Source organism: Demequina sediminis (genome assembly GCF_039545075.1).
GTDB classification, from domain to species: Bacteria; Actinomycetota; Actinomycetes; order Actinomycetales; family Demequinaceae; genus Demequina; species Demequina sediminis.
Genome location: NZ_BAABRR010000002.1, coordinates 138,156 through 155,643, shown reverse-complemented (window position 1 = coordinate 155,643; position 17,488 = coordinate 138,156). Strand labels below are relative to the sequence as shown.

Sequence of the window (17,488 nt, the reverse complement as noted above, 5' to 3'; positions counted from 1 at the left end):
ATGCGTGCGGGAGCCTGGCCCCCCGCGCCCGAGGCGCTGCCGGTGGCCGTGGTCGACAACCACTGCCACCTCGAGTTCCCCGCGGGGGAGCCCGAGCTGACGGTCGAGGCGCGCCTCGCCGAGGCGGCGGCGGTGGGCGTGGACCGCGTGGTGCAGATTGGCTGCGAGCTCGAGTCGGCGCGCTGGACGGCCGATGCCGTGGAGACCTTTCCGTCCCTCGTGGGCGGGGTGGCGCTCCATCCCAACGAGGCGCCTCTGCACGCGGCGGGCACCCATCCGAGCGGGGTGGGTTACGCCGACGCCTTCGCCGAGATCGCGGCGATCGCGCGGGGCGAGCGCATCCGCGTGATCGGGGAGACCGGCCTGGACTTCTTCCGGACCTCCGAGGACGGGCGCGACGCCCAGGTGGCCGCGTTTCGCGACCACATCGCGCTCGCCAAGGAACTCGACCTACCCCTGCAAATCCACGACCGCGACGCCCACGCCGAGGTTCTCGACGTGCTCGAGCGAGACGGCGCCCCCGAGCGCACGGTGTTCCACTGCTTCTCTGGCGACGCCGCGATGGCGCGGCTGTGTGCTCACCGCGGCTACTACCTGTCCTTCGCGGGAACGGTCACGTTCAGGAACGCGGCGGGCCTGCGTGCCGCGCTCGCGGTGACCCCGCTCGAGCGCGTCCTCGTCGAGACCGACGCGCCCTTCCTGACCCCTCATCCGCACCGCGGTGCGCCCAACGCTCCCTATCTGGTGCCGCTCACGATGCGCACCATCGCGCAGGTCAAGGAGGTCGATCTGGGGCTCGCGTGCACCACGATCTCGCGGACGACGGAAAGCCTGTACGGTCCCTGGTAGACCGGCGGATGTGGGCCATCCCACACGTCGTGCCCTTCAGGCTCGGCTGGCGCGTTCCGTGATCACTATGAGATAAAGGGCGTCAGAGAAGGCGACCGTGGCGGCTGTGATGCCCGGCCGCAGACGAGAGGACCTACGTGAGTTATCGACGTTCCAACCCCATGCCCGGGGGCCGGCGCGAGCGCCGCAACCGGCGCGGTGCGAGGATCCGAGTGCTGACCCAGGTGGGCGCCTCCGTCGCGATCGGATCCTTCGCGATCGGCTCGATCGCGGCCGCCGCGGTGCCCGCGCTCGACGCGAATCGCGAGCTCGCCATTCAGGCTGACCTCGCGGCGCTGCCCGAGATCGCCACGGATTCCGATGCCGCGGTCGTGACCACCGAGACTGAAGAGGTCGCGCTCGAGCCGGGCTCGGTCAAGAAGGACGACCCCAACCTCGAGAAGGGCACCGAGCAGGTGGTGACCGAGGGCAAGGCAGGCTCCGAGGTCGTGACGTACGACGTCACCTACGTGGGCGGCGTCGAGGTGTCGCGCGTCGAGAGCGTCACGGTGACCGTCGAGCCCCCGACTGACGAGGTCATCGCGGTCGGCACGCGCGAGGAGCCCGCCGTCCCCGCGACCTCCTCCGTCTCGCCGGGCACCGCCCGCGCGCTCGGTCAGCAGATCGCCGCGGACATGTATGGCTGGTCGGGAGACCAGTGGGCATGCCTCGACGCGCTGTGGGCCCGCGAGTCCGGCTGGAATCCCAACGCCCACAACCCGTCGTCGGGTGCGCACGGCATCCCGCAGGCGTTGCCGGGATCCAAGATGGCATCCGCGGGAGCTGACTGGGCCACCAACCCGTCGACGCAGATTCGCTGGGGACTGGGCTACATCAAGGGCCGCTACGGCACGCCGTGCGGAGCGTGGAACCACTCCGAGACTAAGGGCTGGTACTAGAGCCGGTGGCGCGCCTCCTTGGTCCCACCGACATCCGTCACCTCGCCCAGGCGCTCGACACCGCCCCCCACAAGAAGTGGGGACAGAACTTCGTGGTCGATGCCGGCACGGTCCGCCGCATCGCCCGACTGTCCGGCGTCGGCGCGGGCGACCACGTGGTCGAGGTGGGGCCTGGGCTCGGCTCGCTGACACTCGCGCTGCTGGAGACGGGCGCCGACGTCACCGCGGTCGAGATCGACCCCGTTCTCGCCGGTGCGCTACCCGCCACCGTGGCCGAGCGCGCGCCCGAGGAGGCCGCCCGCTTCACGTGCCTTCCCGCGGATGCCCTGCGCATCGGCGCCGCCGACCTGCCCGACCCGCCCACGGCGCTCGTCGCGAACCTCCCGTACAACGTGTCCGTGCCGGTGATCCTGCACTTCCTCGAGACCTTCCCGAGCCTCGAGCGCGTGCTCGTCATGGTGCAGGCCGAGGTCGCCGATCGGCTCGCCGCCCCGCACGGGTCACGCACGTACGGCGTGCCGTCCGCGAAGGCCGCGTGGTACTGCGCCGTGCGCCGCGCGGGCGACGTGGGCAGGGCGGTGTTCTGGCCCGTGCCGCGTGTCGATTCGGCCCTCGTCCTCATGGAGCGGCGCGAGCCGCCGGCGACCACCGCCTCGCGGGCGGAGGTCTTCGCTGTGGTGGACGCCGCGTTCTCGCAGCGGCGCAAGGCACTGCGCGGTGCGCTGTCGACGCTCGCGGGCTCGCCCGCTGCCGCGGAGGCGGCGCTGCGCGGCGCGGGCATCGAGCCGCTCACGCGCGGCGAGCAGCTGACGATCGTCGACTTCGCACGGATTGCCGAATCTCTCGCCTCTGGCAGGCTGGACCAATGACCAGGACCGTCCGCGCGAAGGCGCCCGCCAAGGTGAACCTGCAGCTCACCGTGGGCCCCCGCAGCGAGGACGGCTACCACCCGCTCGCGACGGTGTTTCAGGCGCTCGACCTGTGGGAGATCGTCGAGGCGACTCCTCGCACCGACGGCCGCATCACGCTCGCGGTCGACGCCGCGGCCGGATCGCTGATCGACACGGCCGGGGTTCCCGTCGACGAGTCGAACCTCGCGTGGCGCGCCGCCGAGCTGCTCGCGGAGTCCTACGGCATCGCGGACGGCGTCGACCTGAGGATCGTCAAGGGAGTCCCCGTCGCCGGCGGGATGGCGGGAGGATCGGCCGATGCTGCCGCGGCCCTCGTCGCGTGCGCGGAGGCCTGGGACGTGGGGGCCTCGCGCGGGGCACTCGCTGGCCTCGCGGCCCGCCTGGGTGCGGACGTGCCGTTCAGCCTCCACGGCCACACGGCGGTCGGCATGGGCAGGGGCGACGTGCTCACCCCGGCGATGTCACACGGACAGTTCCACTGGGTGATCGCGACGCAGGCCGCGGGGTTGTCGACGCCGCTCGTCTTCGCGGAGTACGACCGCAGGGTCGACGAGGGCGCGCAGTCGCCCTCCGAGCTCGCGGTGTGCACCGAGGTCATGACGGCGCTCATGGCGGGGGACCCGGTCGCGCTGGGGGCCTCCCTCACCAACGACCTCGAGGCGCCCGCCCTCGCGCTCATGCCCCGACTCATGCAGGTGCTCGAGGCGGCCGAGGCCGCCGACGCGTGCGGCGCGATCGTGTCGGGATCGGGCCCCACGGTGGTGGCGCTCGCGCGCTCGCGTCAGCACGCGCTCGCGATCGCGGCTCACCTGCGCGCCGCCAAGGTGGCCGATGCCGTGCTCACCGCATCGGGCCCGGCCGGCGGGACCGTGGTGATTCAGGACTGACCCGAGGTCAGGCGGAGGGCCTGGCCTTGAGCGCGTCGCGGATCTCGGTGAGCAGCTCGATCTCGGTGGGCGAGACGGCCTCGTCGGGCGCGGGCTCGTCCTTCTTGCGGCGTGCGGCGAGCGCGTTGAGCGGCGCGACCACCATGAAGTACACCGCAGCGGCGACGGTAAGGAACGTGAAGAGTGCGTCGAGCACGAGGCCGATCGAGAACTCGGCGCCGTTGACCGTGAAGTTGCCCACCGACGTGAGGTCGGGCTCGCCGAAGATGGCGGCCACGAGCGGCGTGATGACGCCGGTGACGATCGCGGTGACCACCGCGGTGAAGGCGGTGCCGATCACGACGGCGACCGCGAGGTCGACCACGTTGCCGCGCGTGATGAAGGCCTTGAATCCCTGGATCATTGCGTCTCCCGAGGTAGCGGTGCGCCCGTGCCGGCGCACACCAGCACTCTAGCGACTGGCGGCTCAGCTTTCAGGGAGATCCGGGCGCCTCTCGAGCGAGGACAGCCCATTCCACGCGAGATTCACCAGGTGGGCAGCGACCACGTGCTTCGACGGCTCGCGGACCTCCGCCCAGTGCTGACCCGTGAGCGCGACCATGCCCACCAGCATCTGCGAGTAGAACGGCGCCGCGGCCGGATCCAGTCCACGCTTGCGGAACTGGTCCGCGAGCAGGCCCTCGACCTGGGCGGAGACGTCGCCCAGCAGCGAGGAGAACGTCCCCGAGGCCTGCGCGACGGGGGAGTCGCGCGCGAGGATGCGGAAGCCGTCGGGGGAGTCCTCGATGTAGCCCAGCAGCGCGAGCGCCGCGCGCTCGACGAGCTGGCGGGGATGCGCCTTCTGCGACAGCGCCCCGGTGAGCGCCCCCAGCAGCCCCTCGACCTCGCGGTCGACGATGACCGCGTACATGCCCTCCTTGCCGCCGAAGTGTTCGTAGACCACGGGCTTCGAGACGTCGGCGCGGGACGCGATCTCCTCGACGGACGTGCCCTCGAATCCCTTCTCTGCGAAGAGAGCGCGACCCACGGTCAGCAGCTGCTCGCGGCGCTCGCGCGCTGTCATGCGCGAGCGGGGGATGCGGCGTGGTTCGAGGGTCACGGGGTCCAGTGTGCCGTGAATCCTGGCAGACTGGTCGCCCGGGAAGCGGCGCGCCCCGCGCGACCGCCCCGTTCCGCCCTGGTGTAACGGCAGCATGCGGGCCTTTGGAGCCCTGCGGTAGAGGTTCGAATCCTCTGGGCGGAGCCGTGACGGTCGGCCTCCCGGCGACGGGACGGCGCGGTCGCCGGGATAGACTGACCCCACCGTCCGCCCCGCCGGGGTTCGCTACGTGAGGAGACCCGTTGACCCCGACTCCACCCGCAGCAGTGATGATCCTGGCCGCAGGGGCGGGCACGCGCATGAAGTCCTCCACCCCCAAGGTGCTGCACCGGATCGCCGGACGCACGCTGGTGGAGCACGCGCTCGCCGCCGCCGCGGAGCTCGACACCCGTCGTACCGTCGTCGTCGTGCGGCACGAGCGCGAGGCGGTCGCCGCGCACGTCGCGCAGGCCGCGCCGCATGCGCTCATCGCGGATCAGGACGCCGTCCCCGGCACCGGCAGCGCGGTGCGCTGCGGGCTGTCGACGCTCGATGCGACCACGGTCGCCGCGGCGGTCGCCGCCGGTGCGGTCGGCGACCGCGCCGTCCTCGACAGCCAGGTGCAGGGATCGATCGTCGTCACGAGCGGGGACGTGCCTCTGGTCGACGGCGCGCTGCTCGGCGCGCTCGTCGAGGCGCACGACGCGCAGGGCAACGCCGTCACTGTCCTCACCGCGGAGGTGCCCGACGCGAGCGGCTACGGACGGATCGTGCGCGACGCCACGGGCGCCGTGCTGAGGATCGTCGAGCACCGTGACGCGACGGACGCCGAGCTCTCGATCCGCGAGATCAACGCGGGCATCTACGTGTTCGACGCCGGACACCTGCGTGACGCCCTCGCGCGCCTCACGACCGACAACGCCCAGGGCGAGCTCTACCTCACCGACGTGCTCGGACTCGCGCGCGAGGCCGGCGGGCGCGTGGGCGCGCTCGTCGCCCCCGACGCGAGCGCCGTCGAGGGAGTGAACGACCGCGTCCAGCTTGCCGCGGCGGGCGCCGCGCTCAACACGCGGATCGTCGAGCGGTGGATGCGCGACGGCGTCACCGTCGTCGACCCCGCCACGACGTGGATCGACGCCGGCGTGGTGCTCGAGCCCGACGCGGTCGTGCTGCCCGGCACGCAACTCCACGGTGCGACGCGCGTGGCCGCGCACGCCTCCGTCGGACCCGACACGACTCTCACCGACGTCGAGGTGGGTGAGGGCGCGACCGTGATCCGCACGCACGGCTCGGGCGCGCGCATCGGTCCCGGCGCCACCGTGGGCCCCTTCACGTTCCTGCGCCCCGGCACCGTGCTGGGTGCCGACGGCAAGATCGGCGCGTTCGTCGAGACCAAGAACGCGTCCATCGGCGCGCATTCGAAGGTCCCTCACCTCAGCTACGTGGGCGACGCGACCGTGGGCGAGCACTCGAACATCGGTGCCGGCACGATCTTCGTCAACTACGACGGCGTCACCAAGTCCTCGTCACATGTGGGCAGCCACGTGCGCATCGGCTCCGACAACACGCTCATCGCGCCCGTCGAGATCGGTGACGGCGCCTATACGGGCGCGGGGGCCATCGTCCGTCACGACGTCCCCGCGGGGGCGTTGTCCCTCAACGCCGTCCCGCAGCAGGTGGTGGAGGGATGGGTCGAGCGTCGCCGCCCCGGCACGCCGTCCGCCGAGGCCGCCAGGGCCGCGCAGGACGGAGCCGTCGCGAGGGCACTATCGTCGGGGGCGCAAGAGGAGCGGGCCGCGGCTGCGCATCACACCGTTAAGGACAAGGGAGAAGCATGAACGCCGTCATCTCGAACCCGAGCGAGCGCCGCCTGGTCCTCGCGGGTGGCAGGGCCCACCCCGAGCTGGCCGAGGCCGTCGCCGAGAACCTCGGCATCGACCTCCTCCCCACCACCGCCTACACGTTCGCGAACGGCGAGCTGTACGTGCGCTTCGGCGAATCGGTGCGCGGAGCGGACGCGTTCGTGCTGCAGTCTCACGCCGCCCCCATCAATGAGGCGATCATGGAGCACCTCATCATGGTCGACGCGATGAAGCGCGCCTCCGCCAAGCGCATCACGGTGATCATCCCCAGCTACGGCTACGCGCGACAGGACAAGAAGCACAAGGGACGCGAGCCGATCTCGGCGCGACTCATGGCGGATCTGTTCAAGACGGCGGGCGCGGATCGCGTGATGTCGGTCGACCTGCACACCGCGCAGATTCAGGGTTTCTTCGACGGCCCCGTCGATCACCTGTGGGCGATGCCGATGCTCGCGGACTACGTCAAGAGCCGCGTCTCGCCAGGCAACCTCACGATCGTCTCTCCCGACGCGGGCCGCGTGCGCCTCGCGGACCAGTGGTCCGACCACCTGGGTGCGCCGCTCGCGATCATCCACAAGCGTCGCGACCCCTCCGTGCCCAACCAGGTCAAGGTCCACGAGCTCGTGGGTGAGGTCGAGGGCCGCACGTGTGTCCTGGTCGACGACATGATCGACACGGGCGGCACGATCGTCCAGGCCGCGGAGGCGCTGTTCGAGAACGGCGCCAAGGACGTCATCGTCGCGTCGACGCACGGCCTGCTGTCGGGTCCCGCGGTCGAGCGCCTCCAGAACTCGGGAGTGTCCGAGGTCGTGGTGACGGACACGCTGCCCATCTCGGAGGACAAGAACTTCGAGAAGCTCACCGTGCTGTCGATCGCGCCGCTCATCGCGCGTGCGGTGCGCGAGGTCTTCGACGACGGCTCGGTGACGAGCCTGTTCGACGGCAACGTCTGAGCCTTCCTCCGCCCGCCTAGGTCCTAGGTCACCCCGCGCATCGTCGCGGCGCGCCTAGCCTGCGAATCGTCCCCCCATTTCGGTCGATTCCAGGGGTAAGAATGTTCCAAAGGCGGAACCGGTTCCTTGTCATGGCGCTCGCCGGCGGCGGCGCCCTCGCGCTGTCCGGCTGCACCGGCGGCCACATCGACGGCGGCGAGGCGAGCCTCACGCTGCCGGAGCTGTCGGACGTGAGCATCGCGGGAGGCGTCTCGGGCAGCGCGCTGCTCATCGGCGGCCTGCTCGTCACCGTGCTGGGCCTCGCGTTCGGCGTGAGCGTGCTGTCGCGCATCCGGCGGCTGCCGGTGCACGCGTCGATGCGCGAGGTCTCCGAGCTCATCTACGAGACCTCGAAGGCGTACCTGGTCCAGCAGGGCAAGTTCCTGCTCGCGCTGTGGGGCGTGATCGCGTCGGTGATCGTGCTCTACTACGGCGTCTTGGTCGGCTTCGGGTGGGGTCGCGTCGCGGTGGTCATCGCGTTCAGCCTGATCGGCATGGCGGGGTCGTACTCGGTCGCGTGGTTCGGGATTCGCGTCAACACATACGCGAACTCGCGGACGTCGTTCGCGGCGCTCGATGGCAAGCCGCTACCGCTTCACCGCATCCCGCTCCAGGCAGGCATGAGCATCGGCATGGTGCTCATCAGCCTCGAGCTGCTCATGATGCTCGTGATCCTGCTGTTCCTGCCGCGCGAGATCGCGGGAGCGTGTTTCATCGGCTTCGCGATCGGCGAGTCGCTCGGCGCCGCGGCCCTGCGCATCGCGGGTGGAATCTTCACCAAGATCGCGGACATCGGCTCCGACCTCATGAAGATTGCGTTCAAGATCAAGGAGGACGATGCCCGCAACCCGGGCGTCATCGCGGACTGCGTGGGCGACAACGCGGGCGACTCGGTGGGCCCTTCGGCGGACGGCTTCGAGACCTACGGGGTCACGGGTGTCGCGCTCGTGACGTTCCTCCTGCTCGCTGTCCACGACCCCGGCATCCAGGCGATGCTGCTCGTGTGGATCTTCGCGGTGCGCGCCGCGATGCTGCTCGCGTCCTCCGTGTCGTATCTCCTCAACGACGCCTGGGCGCGGCGCCGCTACGCGAGCGCGACGCGCATGGACTTCGAGCACCCGCTCACGTCGCTCGTGTGGCTCACCTCCGCCGTCTCGATCGGCGCGACGTACCTCACGGCGTTCTGGGTGATCGGCGACATGGCCGACGGCATGTGGTGGAAGCTCGCGACCATCGTGTCGTGCGGCACGCTTGCCGGCGCGCTCATCCCCGAGCTCGTCAAGGTCTTCACGTCGACCTCGAGCCGCCACGTGCGCGAGGTCGTCAAGAGCTCTCGCGAGGGCGGGCCGTCGCTCAACATCCTGTCGGGACTCGTCGCGGGCAACTTCTCGGGCTACTGGCTGGGCATGGCGATCGTGGCGCTCATGGGCGGCGCGTATCTCATCTCCGAGCTGGGACTCGAGCAGATCATGCTCGCGCCCGCGGTGTTCGCGTTCGGGCTCGTCGCGTTCGGGTTCCTTGGCATGGGGCCCGTGACCATCGCGGTCGACTCGTACGGCCCGGTCACCGACAACGCGCAGAGCGTCTACGAGCTGTCCGTCATCGAGGAGGTCGACGGCATCGACGAGGAGCTGCGCCGCGACTTCGGCATCGACCCCCAGTGGGACCGCGCGAAGCAGATGCTCGAGGAGAACGACGGAGCGGGCAACACCTTCAAGGCCACCGCCAAGCCCGTGCTCATCGGCACCGCGGTGGTGGGTGCGACCACGATGATCTTCTCGATCATCATCTCGCTCACCGACGGCCTCACGACGGGCATCGAGAACCTCTCGCTCATCCATCCGCCGTTCCTGCTCGGCCTCATCACGGGCGGCGCGACCATCTACTGGTTCACCGGCGCGTCGATTCAGGCCGTCACGACCGGCTCGTACCGAGCCGTCGAGTACATCAAGGACACGATCCGGCTCGACGGCGCGTCCAAGGCCTCGACCGAGGACTCGCGTCGCGTGGTCGAGATCTGCACGCAGTATGCGCAGCAGGGGATGATCAACATCTTCCTGGGGGTGTTCTTCGCGACGCTGGCCTTCGCGTTCGTCGAGCCCTACTTCTTCATCGGTTACCTCATCTCGATCGCGCTGTTCGGCCTCTACCAGGCGATCTTCATGGCGAACGCGGGAGGGGCGTGGGACAACGCCAAGAAGATCGTCGAGGTGGACCTGCACGCCAAGGGCACCGCGCTCCACGAGGCGACGATCGTGGGCGACACGGTGGGCGACCCCTACAAGGACACGTCCTCGGTCGCGCTCAACCCGGTCATCAAGTTCACGACGCTGTTTGGCCTGCTCGCGGTCGAGCTCGCGGTGGGTCTCACGGCGCAGGGCAATCAGGTGCTCGTGTACTGGCTCGCGGCCGCATTCCTGGCGGCCTCCGCGTTCTTCGTGCATCGCTCGTTCTACGGCATGCGCATTCGCGCGAGCCTCGAGGGGGACAGGGACGATGCCGGGGAGGCCGCTCCCGCATCGTCCGGTGACGAGGTGGCAGGCGGTCGCTCGGCCGAGGCCGCGGCGCGCGCATGACCGCGGTCGCGATCCTCTGCGACGGCGTGACCGTCGTGGAGGGTCGCGTCGCGGGGCACGATGCGCGGGCCACCCTGGTGCGCCGCCTCCAGCGGCTCTTCCCCGGGGCCGCTCTCGTGGGGCCGCGGGCGCAGCGGGCGGAGGGCTTCGCCGTGGTGCCGCTCGCGCTCGTGGACCCGCGCACCACGGTCGTGATCAACATGGACGTGGTGAGCTCGCCCGCGGTGTGGCGCACGCTCGCCGCGGGCGGCGCCGAGCCGCGAATCGCGAACTTCGTGTGGTGGAACACGTCGCAGTTCACCCATCCCGTCCAGCGCGCCTCGCTGGCCCTCGCGTGCGCCCTGTTTCCCACGTTCGCGAACTCGGAGCGCACCGCGACCGAGGTACGCGAGATCGTCGCGGCGCTAACGGTCCCGTCACTCGCCGAGGGGGCCCGCATCGACTGGTCCAACCTGGGCATCCGGCTGGGCCACGTGCAGCCTCGCGAGGAACCGGCGGTGCCGGTGGTGCTCTATCCCGCGATTCGGCTGTCCGAGCGCAAGCAGCCGCGACTGTTCCTCGACGTGGTCGAGAGGGTGCGTCGGCGCACCCCGATTCGCGTCGAGATGCGCCTTGAGGAGGCGCACCTCATCTCCGAGGACGCGATTCGCCTGTCGCGCAAGGACTGGGCGTGGGTCGGGCCCCTCACCGCGACGCGCGAGGACTACTACTACCGGCTCGCCCGCACCACGGCCTTCCTCGCGACCGCGCGGGACGAGTCCTACGGGCTCGAGTACGTCGAGGCGATGGTGGCCGGCGCGGTCGGGGTGTTCCCCGACCGTCCCTGGGCGAGGGCGCTGCTGCCCGCCGGCTACCCGCTGTTGTATGCCGACCCGGCATCCGCGGAGCACCTGCTGCTGCGCGCCGTCACGGATCCCGCGGGCTGCCGCGCCGAGCTCGACGCTGTCGCGGGTGGCGACTTCGTGGGCTGGCTCAGGCGCCACCACGACGACACTCAGTTCGAGGAGCGCTTCTCCGCCGCGCTCGCGCGCTGGTTCCCCGAGGACTGAATCCCCGAGGACTGGTCGCGCGCGGGGAGCCAGCACCATGCGATGAGTGCGCACGTCGCTCCCACGGCGAGACCCGCGACCACATCGGTGGGATGGTGCATGCCGCGATAGACGCGCGCGAGCGCGACCCCGACCGGCACGAGCGCGCACACGACGATCACCACGACGCGCAGCCCTGCATGACGAATCCGCGTCGCCATGAGCGCGAATGCGAGGTACACCGCGGCCGAAGCCCCCGTGTGGCCGCTCGGGAAGCTCGAGGTGGGCGGGGCGTGGTCGAGCTGGTCGACGTCGGGGCGGTCGCGGCCCACCACGATCGAGCTCGTGAGGAACACGGCGGCCTCGAGCGAGAGGGCGAGCGGGGGGACCACCGCGAACCACCATTGGCCCGTCCGCCACCACACGAGTCCCGCGACCACGAGGCACGTCGCGATCATGACCTGCGTGTCCGCGAGACCCGAGACCACGGCGGTGACGGAGTCGAGCGTGGGAGTGCGGTTGTCGACGAACCACTGGCTGATGTCGCGCTCGGAGACGTCGAGCGCGGCGAGAGCGAATCCCGCTCCCACCACGACGATCCAGAGGACCGCCGTGGGGACGAGGACGCGCGTGAGAAGAGCACGGCCCGCCTGCGCCGCGGTGGGCGCGACGGCGCCGGGTCCGGGGTGCATCGCCGTCACATCCGCGCGTAGCGCGCGCGGGCGAACGAGTACAGGCCGTACGCGGCGAAGCCGGCTCCGACGAGCACGACGATGACGGCGCCGCCCGGCAGGTCGAGCAACTGCTCGACGGCGCCGTCGATGCCCTGCGCCTTGTCGGGATCGGCGGTCAGGGCGGCCAGCGCGAACAGCACGCCGACGACCCCGAGCGCGATGCCCTTGGCGATGTAGCCGACCGTGCCGAGCGCACGTACTCCCGTGCCGAGCTCGCGACCGGGCAGCGCGCGGAGGTCCCGCAGGAATCTCTTGGTCGCACCCTTGTGCACGTGATAGACGGCGCCCGCGAGCAGGCCGACCCCCACGGCGGCCACGAGGATCCGCCCGGCGGGCGCACCCATCAGCGTCGCGGCGAGGCCCTGCGCCTCTTGGTCGCCGCTCGAGCCGCCGCCCGAGCCCCTCGCGATCGACGCGGCCGACAGCGCGAGGGCCCCGTACAGGACGGCCTTGCCCGCCGCCTTGGCACGGTCCATGCCGTCGCCGCGGCCGCGCAGCGCGTCGGCGAGTTGCCACAGCGCGAGCGCGACGAACGCCGCGGCGGAGGCCCACAGGATCGCGGCACCCGCCGGCGCATCGCGCAGGCTCTGGAGCGCGGAGTCGGAGTCCGCCTCGCCCCCCGAACCGAGTCCGATGCGGATGATCACGAAGCCGATGACCAGGTGAAGGACCCCGGAGACGGCGTATCCCGCCCGTGCCAGCTTTTCCCAGATGTCGCCCGAGGTTCCGGCGCGGGCGCTACTCGCCGATGAGGTGGCCATGCTCCCTCCAACGGCGTTCCCGCCGAGCGCATTCCGCCCACCCGGCCCCGGCTTCGTCTCCGCTCCTGCCCGCGAGTGGCGCGGGGTGCCGCGCGTCGGGTAAAGTAGCGCAGTTCCTCGGCGAGGCTGGGACGCGTACCCGGCGTGATCGACGCGGCAGATGCGTGCAGCCCTGCCTTGCCTTGGCCCCATCTGACGCAAGAGGAGACCTCATGTCCGACAAGCTCACGCTCACCGCCGAGAAGCGCACCGAGTTCGGCAAGGGCGCGGCCCGCCGTGCTCGCGCCGCTCACCAGACGCCCGCCGTCATCTACGGCCACGGCACCGAGCCGGTCCACATCGTGCTCCCCGCGCACGACACGATGCTCGCGCTCAAGCACTCGAACGCGCTGCTCACCATCAAGCTCGAGGATGACTCGCTCGTCGCGATCGTCAAGGACGTTCAGCGCGACCCGGTCCGCCGTCTCATCGAGCACGTCGACCTGCAGCTCGTGAACAAGGGCGAGAAGATCACCGTCGACGTGCCGCTGCACATCGTGGGCGAGTCCTTCCCCGGCACCATTCACGTCACCGAGTACTCCTCGCTGCAGCTTGAGGCCGATGCGACCGACCTTCCCGAGGGCATCGACCTGTCGATCGAGGGCCTCACCGAGGGCACCAAGGTCCACGCGTCCGACGTTCCGCTGCCCAAGGGTGCGACGCTCGTGACGGACCCCGACGCGGTCGTCGTGACCGTGCTGGCCCCGCGCGGCGCGGCCAGCGACGACGACGAGGCGGGCGCCGAGTCCGCCGCGGAGTAAGCGCATCTCGATGTTCGCCCGGCTCGCCCACCTGTGGGCGCGCCGGGCGTCGTCGTCTGTGGGAGAGGACATCGACGTGACGGACCTCGTGGTGGGCCTGGGCAATCCCGGTCCCGAGTACGAGCACACGCGGCACAATGTTGGCGCGATGGTGGCGGACGAGCTCGCGCGCCGCGGCGGGGGAGGGCTCGCCGTCAACAAGAAGACGCACACGCGATCCGCGACCGTGAGGCTGGCGGGCCGCGGCGTCGTGATCGGCGTGCCGATGTCGTTCATGAACCTCTCGGGCGGCCCCACGTCCTCGCTCGCGAAGTATCACTCGGTCGCCCCGACCGAGGTCATCGTGGTCCACGACGAGCTCGACATCCCGTTCGGGACCGTCAAGATCAAGCGCGGTGGAGGCTCTGCCGGCCACAACGGGCTGCGCGACGTCACCAAGGCGCTCGGCACCCCCGACTACGTGCGGGTGCGCGTCGGCATCGGCCGCCCGCCGGGGCGCATGGACGCCGCGACGTTCGTGCTCAAGCCGTTCTCCGCCGCCGAGCGCAAGGAGCTGCCGTTCCTCGTGGACGATGCCGCGGACGCCGTCGAGGAGATTCTCGCCTCCGGCGTCGAGGCCGCACAGATGAGGTTCCACACCAAGGGTTGATCGGACGGACGGCACCGGCTCGACAGCACGGGGGAGGGCGTCGCTAGTATCGATGAGACGAGCCGCGCGTGCCGCCGGATGACCCTGGGGCACGCGCGTTCGACTGAGTGCGGTCCCCCCGGCCGCCTCTCGAGCTGGAGGGAGACCCCGTGACGACCGAGACCAGCCCCTGGCGCATCCCGCTCGCGCCCGACGCGAGCTTTGGGGCCGCGCTGTTCGACCTGGATGGTGTGCTGACGCCGACGGCCGACGTGCACATGGCCGCCTGGTGGCGCATGTTCACCGACTACTTCGACGCGCATGGCATCACGCCTGCCTACACGGACGCGGACTACTTCGCCCATGTGGACGGCAAGCCTCGCTACGACGGTGTGCGCGCATGCCTCGCCTCGCGCGGCGTGACGCTTCCGGAAGGAAGCCCGGACGATGCCCCCGGCACCGAGACAATCTGCGGCGTGGGCAACACCAAGAACGAGGCCTTCTCCGCGATCCTGCGGGACGAGGGTGTGACGCCGTACCCCGGCTCGGTCGCGCTCATCGATCACCTCGAGGAGATCGGCTGCCCCATGGCGGTGGTCTCGAGCTCGCGCAACGCGCCGGCCGTGCTCGCCGCGGCGGGACTCGCGCACCGCTTCGAGGTGGTCGTCGACGGTCAGCTCGCGGCGGACCACGGCATTGCGGGCAAGCCCGCTCCCGACACCTACCTGTATGCCGCCGAGCTGCTGGGCGTGCCGCGCGAGGCCGCGGTCGTGGTCGAGGACGCGATGTCGGGCGTGGCGGCCGGCAAGGCCGGCGGCTTCGGCCTCGTGGTGGGCGTCGATCGCGGCGCGGGGGCCGAGGAGCTGCTCGAGGGCGGCGCCGACGTGATCGTCACCGACCTTGCCGAGCTGGTGGCGCGGTGAAGGCCGCGCACCGCGCGCTCGGCGACACGAGCGCTCCCGACTACGTCGACCGCCTGCGCTTTCCCGCCGACCCGTGGCGTCTGGTCGAGACGGAGTTCGACGCGTCCGACATGGGCACGACCGAGACCCTGTTCGCGGTCGGCAACGGCTACCTCGGGCTGCGCGGCAACGTCGAGGAGGGCCACGACGCCCACGCGCACGGCACGTTCATCAACGGCTTTCACGAGACGTGGCGCATCCGCCACGCGGAGGAGGCCTACGGCTTCGCGCGCACCGGCCAGACCATCGTCAACGTGCCGGACCCCAAGACCATCCGCCTCTACGTCGACGACGAGCCCCTCCTGCTCTCGGTCGCGGACCTGCCCGAGTATTCGCGCACGCTCGACATGCGCACGGGGGTGCTCACGCGCGACCTGCTGTGGCGCACCCCCGCGGGCAACCGCGTGCGGGTGCGCTCGCGGCGCATGGTGTCGTTCGTCCAGCGTCACCTCGCGATCATGCAGTTCGAGGTGACGCTGCTCGACAAGGAGGCGCCCGTCGCGATCTCCTCGCAGCTCCTCAACCGCCAGGCGGGGGCCGACGAGTACCGCTCGAGCCCCGGCGCGTCCGCGGCATTCGACCCGCGCAAGTCCGAGTCGCTCAGCGAGCGCGTGCTCGAGCCGCGCATCCACCGTGCGCACGGGGACCACCTCATGCTCGGCTACGAGTGCGCCAACTCCGGCATGACGCTCGCGGTCGCGATGGAGCACGAGGTCGAGTTCGACGGCGAGGTGGAGCGCGACACCGAGGTCCAGCCCGACTACGCGAAGGCCGTCTTCCGCTTCCGTGCGGCGCCCGGGCGCACGTTCACGCTCACCAAGGTGGTGTCGTACCACTCGTCCCGCGTGGTGCCCGCGCGCGAGTTGGGGGACCGCTGTCACCGCACGCTCTCGCGCGTGCGCTCGGAGGGCGTGGCCAAGCAGTTTAAGGACCAGGAGGACTGGCTCGCGGACTTCTGGTCCCGGTCCGACGTCGAGGTCGACGGCGACGACCGCGTGCAGCAGGCGATCCGCTGGAACCTCTTCCAACTCGCGCAGGCTGCCGCCCGCGGCGACGGTCAGGGCGTGCCTGCCAAGGGAGTCACCGGCTCCGGCTACAGCGGCCACTACTTCTGGGACACCGAGATCTACGTGGTGCCCTTCTTCGTCTACACGTCGCCGGGGATCGCCAGAAACGCGCTGCGGTATCGGTACACGATGTTGCCCAAGGCCGTCGATCGCGCGGGCGAGCTCGCGCAGCACGGCGCGCTCTTCCCGTGGCGGACCATCAACGGCGAGGAGGCCTCGGCGTATTACGCGGCGGGCACCGCGCAGTACCACATCGACGCCGACATCTCCTTCGCGATCGACAAGTACGTCAAGGCCACGGGGGACGACGAGTTCCTCGCGCGTGAGGGCATCGACATCCTGGTGCAGACCGCGCGCATGTGGGCCGACCTGGGCTTCTGGCGCAACCTCAAGGGCGACGGCTCAAGCTTCCGCATTCACGGCGTCACGGGCCCGGACGAGTACACGACGGTCGTCAACGACAACCTCTACACGAACGTCATGGCGCGCTCCAATCTCCGCTCCGCCGCGGCATCGGTCCGCAAGCTGGCCTCGCTGTGGCCCGACCAGTACCGCAAGATGGTCGCGCGGCTTGGCCTCGACGATGCCGAGGTGGTCGAGTGGGAGTCCGCCGCCGAGGCCATGGCGATCCTGTGGGACGAGGACCTGGGCATCCACCCGCAGGACGCGCTCTTCCACGAGCGCGAACTGTGGGACCTCGAGAACACGCCTCCCGAGAAGCGGCCGCTGCTGCTGCACTTCCATCCGCTGGTGATCTACCGCTTCCAGGTGCTCAAGCAGGCGGACGTGGTGCTCGCGCTGTTCCTCCAGGGCGACCAGTTCACCGCCGAGGAGAAGAAGGCGGACTTCGACTACTACGACCCCATCACCACCGGCGACTCGACGCTGTCGGGTGTGGTGCAGTCGATCATGGCGTCCGAGGTGGGCTATCACGAGCTCGCGCTGCGCTACTTCTGGGACGGGCTGTTCGTCGACATCGCTGACCTTCACTCGAATACCGCCGACGGCGTGCACGTCGCGTCGGCGGGAGGAGTGTGGTCCGCCCTCGTCCACGGCTTCGGCGGGATGCGCGACTACGGCGGCGTGTTGTCGTTCGACCCGCGCCTCCCGGCGAGCTGGCCCGAGATGCGCTTCCGGCTCACCCAGCGCGGCACGCGGCTCCTCGTGACGCTGCGTCAGCACGAGATCGCGTTCACCGTGGAGGAGGGCCAGGGCCTCACCGTCATGGTGCGCGGCGAGCGCGTGAGCATCCTGCGCGGCGAGGACGTGGTCGTCGACCTTCCGGATCAGGGGCCGCGCCTGAGGGGCGCCCCGGATGCGGCGGCGTTCCACGGGACGATGCGCGCAGACGGGTCGGTCGTGACGGCGTCGCTTCCCGCCGTGGTCGAGCAGGAGGCCGAGGGCGAGTAGCCCGC

At 70.7% G+C, this 17,488-nt stretch carries 16 protein-coding genes and 1 tRNA gene; 13 read left to right on the top strand and 4 right to left on the bottom strand.

Going from position 1 to position 17,488, the window contains the following annotated elements; all coding sequences use genetic code 11:
• The 4 genes from ABEA62_RS02735 to ABEA62_RS02720 all read left to right on the top strand — a co-directional run bounded on the left by ABEA62_RS02735 (position 1) and on the right by ABEA62_RS02720 (position 3,585).
• Positions 1 to 849, top strand: coding sequence for a TatD family hydrolase (locus tag ABEA62_RS02735; RefSeq protein WP_345378434.1), 849 nt, complete (start codon positions 1 to 3; stop codon positions 847 to 849).
• 212 nt (positions 850 to 1,061) lie between these two features.
• Positions 1,062 to 1,787: an aggregation-promoting factor C-terminal-like domain-containing protein gene (locus ABEA62_RS02730; RefSeq protein ID WP_286214023.1), complete on the top strand. Its 726-nt coding sequence runs from the start codon at positions 1,062 to 1,064 to the stop codon at positions 1,785 to 1,787.
• A gap of 5 nt (positions 1,788 to 1,792) precedes the next feature.
• Positions 1,793 to 2,656 (top strand): 16S rRNA (adenine(1518)-N(6)/adenine(1519)-N(6))-dimethyltransferase RsmA, encoded by an 864-nt coding sequence (gene rsmA, locus ABEA62_RS02725; protein WP_286214021.1) that lies wholly within the window; start codon positions 1,793 to 1,795, stop codon positions 2,654 to 2,656.
• Complete coding sequence (locus tag ABEA62_RS02720; protein ID WP_286214020.1) at positions 2,653 to 3,585, top strand: 4-(cytidine 5'-diphospho)-2-C-methyl-D-erythritol kinase; 933 nt, start codon at positions 2,653 to 2,655, stop codon at positions 3,583 to 3,585. Before rsmA ends, ABEA62_RS02720 begins: the two co-directional genes overlap by 4 nt.
• A 7-nt stretch (positions 3,586 to 3,592) precedes the next feature.
• On the opposite strand, the gene mscL is transcribed toward ABEA62_RS02720, so the two are convergent.
• Both mscL and ABEA62_RS02710 read right to left on the bottom strand, forming a co-directional pair.
• Positions 3,593 to 3,988: a large conductance mechanosensitive channel protein MscL gene (gene mscL / locus ABEA62_RS02715; RefSeq protein ID WP_286214019.1), complete on the bottom strand. Its 396-nt coding sequence runs from the start codon at positions 3,986 to 3,988 to the stop codon at positions 3,593 to 3,595.
• A 63-nt stretch (positions 3,989 to 4,051) separates the two neighbouring features.
• The gene (locus ABEA62_RS02710; protein ID WP_286216726.1) at positions 4,052 to 4,648 is read right to left on the bottom strand and encodes a TetR/AcrR family transcriptional regulator; all 597 of its coding nucleotides are present in this window, start codon (positions 4,646 to 4,648) and stop codon (positions 4,052 to 4,054) included.
• Between the two features lie 108 nt (positions 4,649 to 4,756).
• On the opposite strand from ABEA62_RS02710, the gene ABEA62_RS02705 reads away from it, so the two are divergent.
• The 5 genes from ABEA62_RS02705 to ABEA62_RS02685 all read left to right on the top strand — a co-directional run bounded on the left by ABEA62_RS02705 (position 4,757) and on the right by ABEA62_RS02685 (position 11,142).
• Positions 4,757 to 4,828, top strand: a tRNA-Gln gene (locus ABEA62_RS02705).
• 125 nt (positions 4,829 to 4,953) lie between these two features.
• Positions 4,954 to 6,501 carry a bifunctional UDP-N-acetylglucosamine diphosphorylase/glucosamine-1-phosphate N-acetyltransferase GlmU gene (gene glmU / locus ABEA62_RS02700; RefSeq protein ID WP_345378558.1) on the top strand — a complete coding sequence of 516 codons (1,548 nt, stop codon included), beginning with the start codon at positions 4,954 to 4,956 and terminating at the stop codon, positions 6,499 to 6,501.
• Positions 6,498 to 7,478: a ribose-phosphate diphosphokinase gene (locus tag ABEA62_RS02695; RefSeq protein ID WP_286214018.1), complete on the top strand. Its 981-nt coding sequence runs from the start codon at positions 6,498 to 6,500 to the stop codon at positions 7,476 to 7,478. Before glmU ends, ABEA62_RS02695 begins: the two co-directional genes overlap by 4 nt.
• A gap of 101 nt (positions 7,479 to 7,579) precedes the next feature.
• Positions 7,580 to 10,093 (top strand): sodium-translocating pyrophosphatase, encoded by a 2,514-nt coding sequence (locus ABEA62_RS02690; RefSeq protein WP_425557951.1) that lies wholly within the window; start codon positions 7,580 to 7,582, stop codon positions 10,091 to 10,093.
• Positions 10,090 to 11,142 (top strand): glycosyltransferase family protein, encoded by a 1,053-nt coding sequence (locus ABEA62_RS02685; protein ID WP_286214017.1) that lies wholly within the window; start codon positions 10,090 to 10,092, stop codon positions 11,140 to 11,142. The genes ABEA62_RS02690 and ABEA62_RS02685 overlap by 4 nt, the downstream gene beginning before the upstream one ends.
• Here the strand turns inward: ABEA62_RS02685 and ABEA62_RS02680 are convergent.
• On the bottom strand, positions 11,088 to 11,813 hold the full coding sequence (locus tag ABEA62_RS02680) for a phosphatase PAP2 family protein (protein WP_286216724.1): 726 nt from the start codon (positions 11,811 to 11,813) through the stop codon (positions 11,088 to 11,090). The two genes, ABEA62_RS02685 and ABEA62_RS02680, sit on opposite strands and share 55 nt — an antisense overlap.
• 5 nt (positions 11,814 to 11,818) lie before the next feature.
• Positions 11,819 to 12,616, bottom strand: coding sequence for a DUF1206 domain-containing protein (locus tag ABEA62_RS02675; RefSeq protein WP_345378429.1), 798 nt, complete (start codon positions 12,614 to 12,616; stop codon positions 11,819 to 11,821).
• Between the two features lie 212 nt (positions 12,617 to 12,828).
• Between ABEA62_RS02675 and ABEA62_RS02670 the strand changes: the two genes are divergently transcribed.
• The 4 genes from ABEA62_RS02670 (at position 12,829) to ABEA62_RS02655 (ending at position 17,483) form a co-directional block, all read left to right on the top strand.
• Positions 12,829 to 13,416, top strand: coding sequence for a 50S ribosomal protein L25/general stress protein Ctc (locus ABEA62_RS02670; RefSeq protein WP_286214015.1), 588 nt, complete (start codon positions 12,829 to 12,831; stop codon positions 13,414 to 13,416).
• A 76-nt stretch (positions 13,417 to 13,492) separates the two neighbouring features.
• Complete coding sequence (gene pth / locus ABEA62_RS02665; RefSeq protein WP_286216723.1) at positions 13,493 to 14,065, top strand: aminoacyl-tRNA hydrolase; 573 nt, start codon at positions 13,493 to 13,495, stop codon at positions 14,063 to 14,065.
• A gap of 149 nt (positions 14,066 to 14,214) precedes the next feature.
• Positions 14,215 to 14,967 carry an HAD family hydrolase gene (locus ABEA62_RS02660; RefSeq protein WP_286214013.1) on the top strand — a complete coding sequence of 251 codons (753 nt, stop codon included), beginning with the start codon at positions 14,215 to 14,217 and terminating at the stop codon, positions 14,965 to 14,967.
• On the top strand, positions 14,964 to 17,483 hold the full coding sequence (locus tag ABEA62_RS02655) for a glycoside hydrolase family 65 protein (RefSeq protein ID WP_286214012.1): 2,520 nt from the start codon (positions 14,964 to 14,966) through the stop codon (positions 17,481 to 17,483). Before ABEA62_RS02660 ends, ABEA62_RS02655 begins: the two co-directional genes overlap by 4 nt.
• The last annotated feature ends 5 nt before the right edge of the window (positions 17,484 to 17,488 follow it).

Bases quoted from the DNA above. Each gene is read 5' to 3' on its own strand.
- ABEA62_RS02670 (WP_286214015.1), top strand. From the start codon at position 12,829: ATGTCCGACAAGCTCACGCTCACCGCCGAGAAGCGCACCGAGTTCGGC.
- ABEA62_RS02680 (WP_286216724.1), bottom strand. From the start codon at position 11,813: ATGCACCCCGGACCCGGCGCCGTCGCGCCCACCGCGGCGCAGGCGGGC.
- ABEA62_RS02675 (WP_345378429.1), bottom strand. From the start codon at position 12,616: ATGGCCACCTCATCGGCGAGTAGCGCCCGCGCCGGAACCTCGGGCGAC.
- mscL (WP_286214019.1), bottom strand. From the start codon at position 3,988: ATGATCCAGGGATTCAAGGCCTTCATCACGCGCGGCAACGTGGTCGAC.
- ABEA62_RS02720 (WP_286214020.1), top strand. From the start codon at position 2,653: ATGACCAGGACCGTCCGCGCGAAGGCGCCCGCCAAGGTGAACCTGCAG.
- ABEA62_RS02685 (WP_286214017.1), top strand. From the start codon at position 10,090: ATGACCGCGGTCGCGATCCTCTGCGACGGCGTGACCGTCGTGGAGGGT.
- ABEA62_RS02690 (WP_425557951.1), top strand. From the start codon at position 7,580: ATGTTCCAAAGGCGGAACCGGTTCCTTGTCATGGCGCTCGCCGGCGGC.
- ABEA62_RS02695 (WP_286214018.1), top strand. From the start codon at position 6,498: ATGAACGCCGTCATCTCGAACCCGAGCGAGCGCCGCCTGGTCCTCGCG.
- glmU (WP_345378558.1), top strand. From the start codon at position 4,954: ATGATCCTGGCCGCAGGGGCGGGCACGCGCATGAAGTCCTCCACCCCC.
- ABEA62_RS02710 (WP_286216726.1), bottom strand. From the start codon at position 4,648: ATGACAGCGCGCGAGCGCCGCGAGCAGCTGCTGACCGTGGGTCGCGCT.
- ABEA62_RS02735 (WP_345378434.1), top strand. From the start codon at position 1: ATGCGTGCGGGAGCCTGGCCCCCCGCGCCCGAGGCGCTGCCGGTGGCC.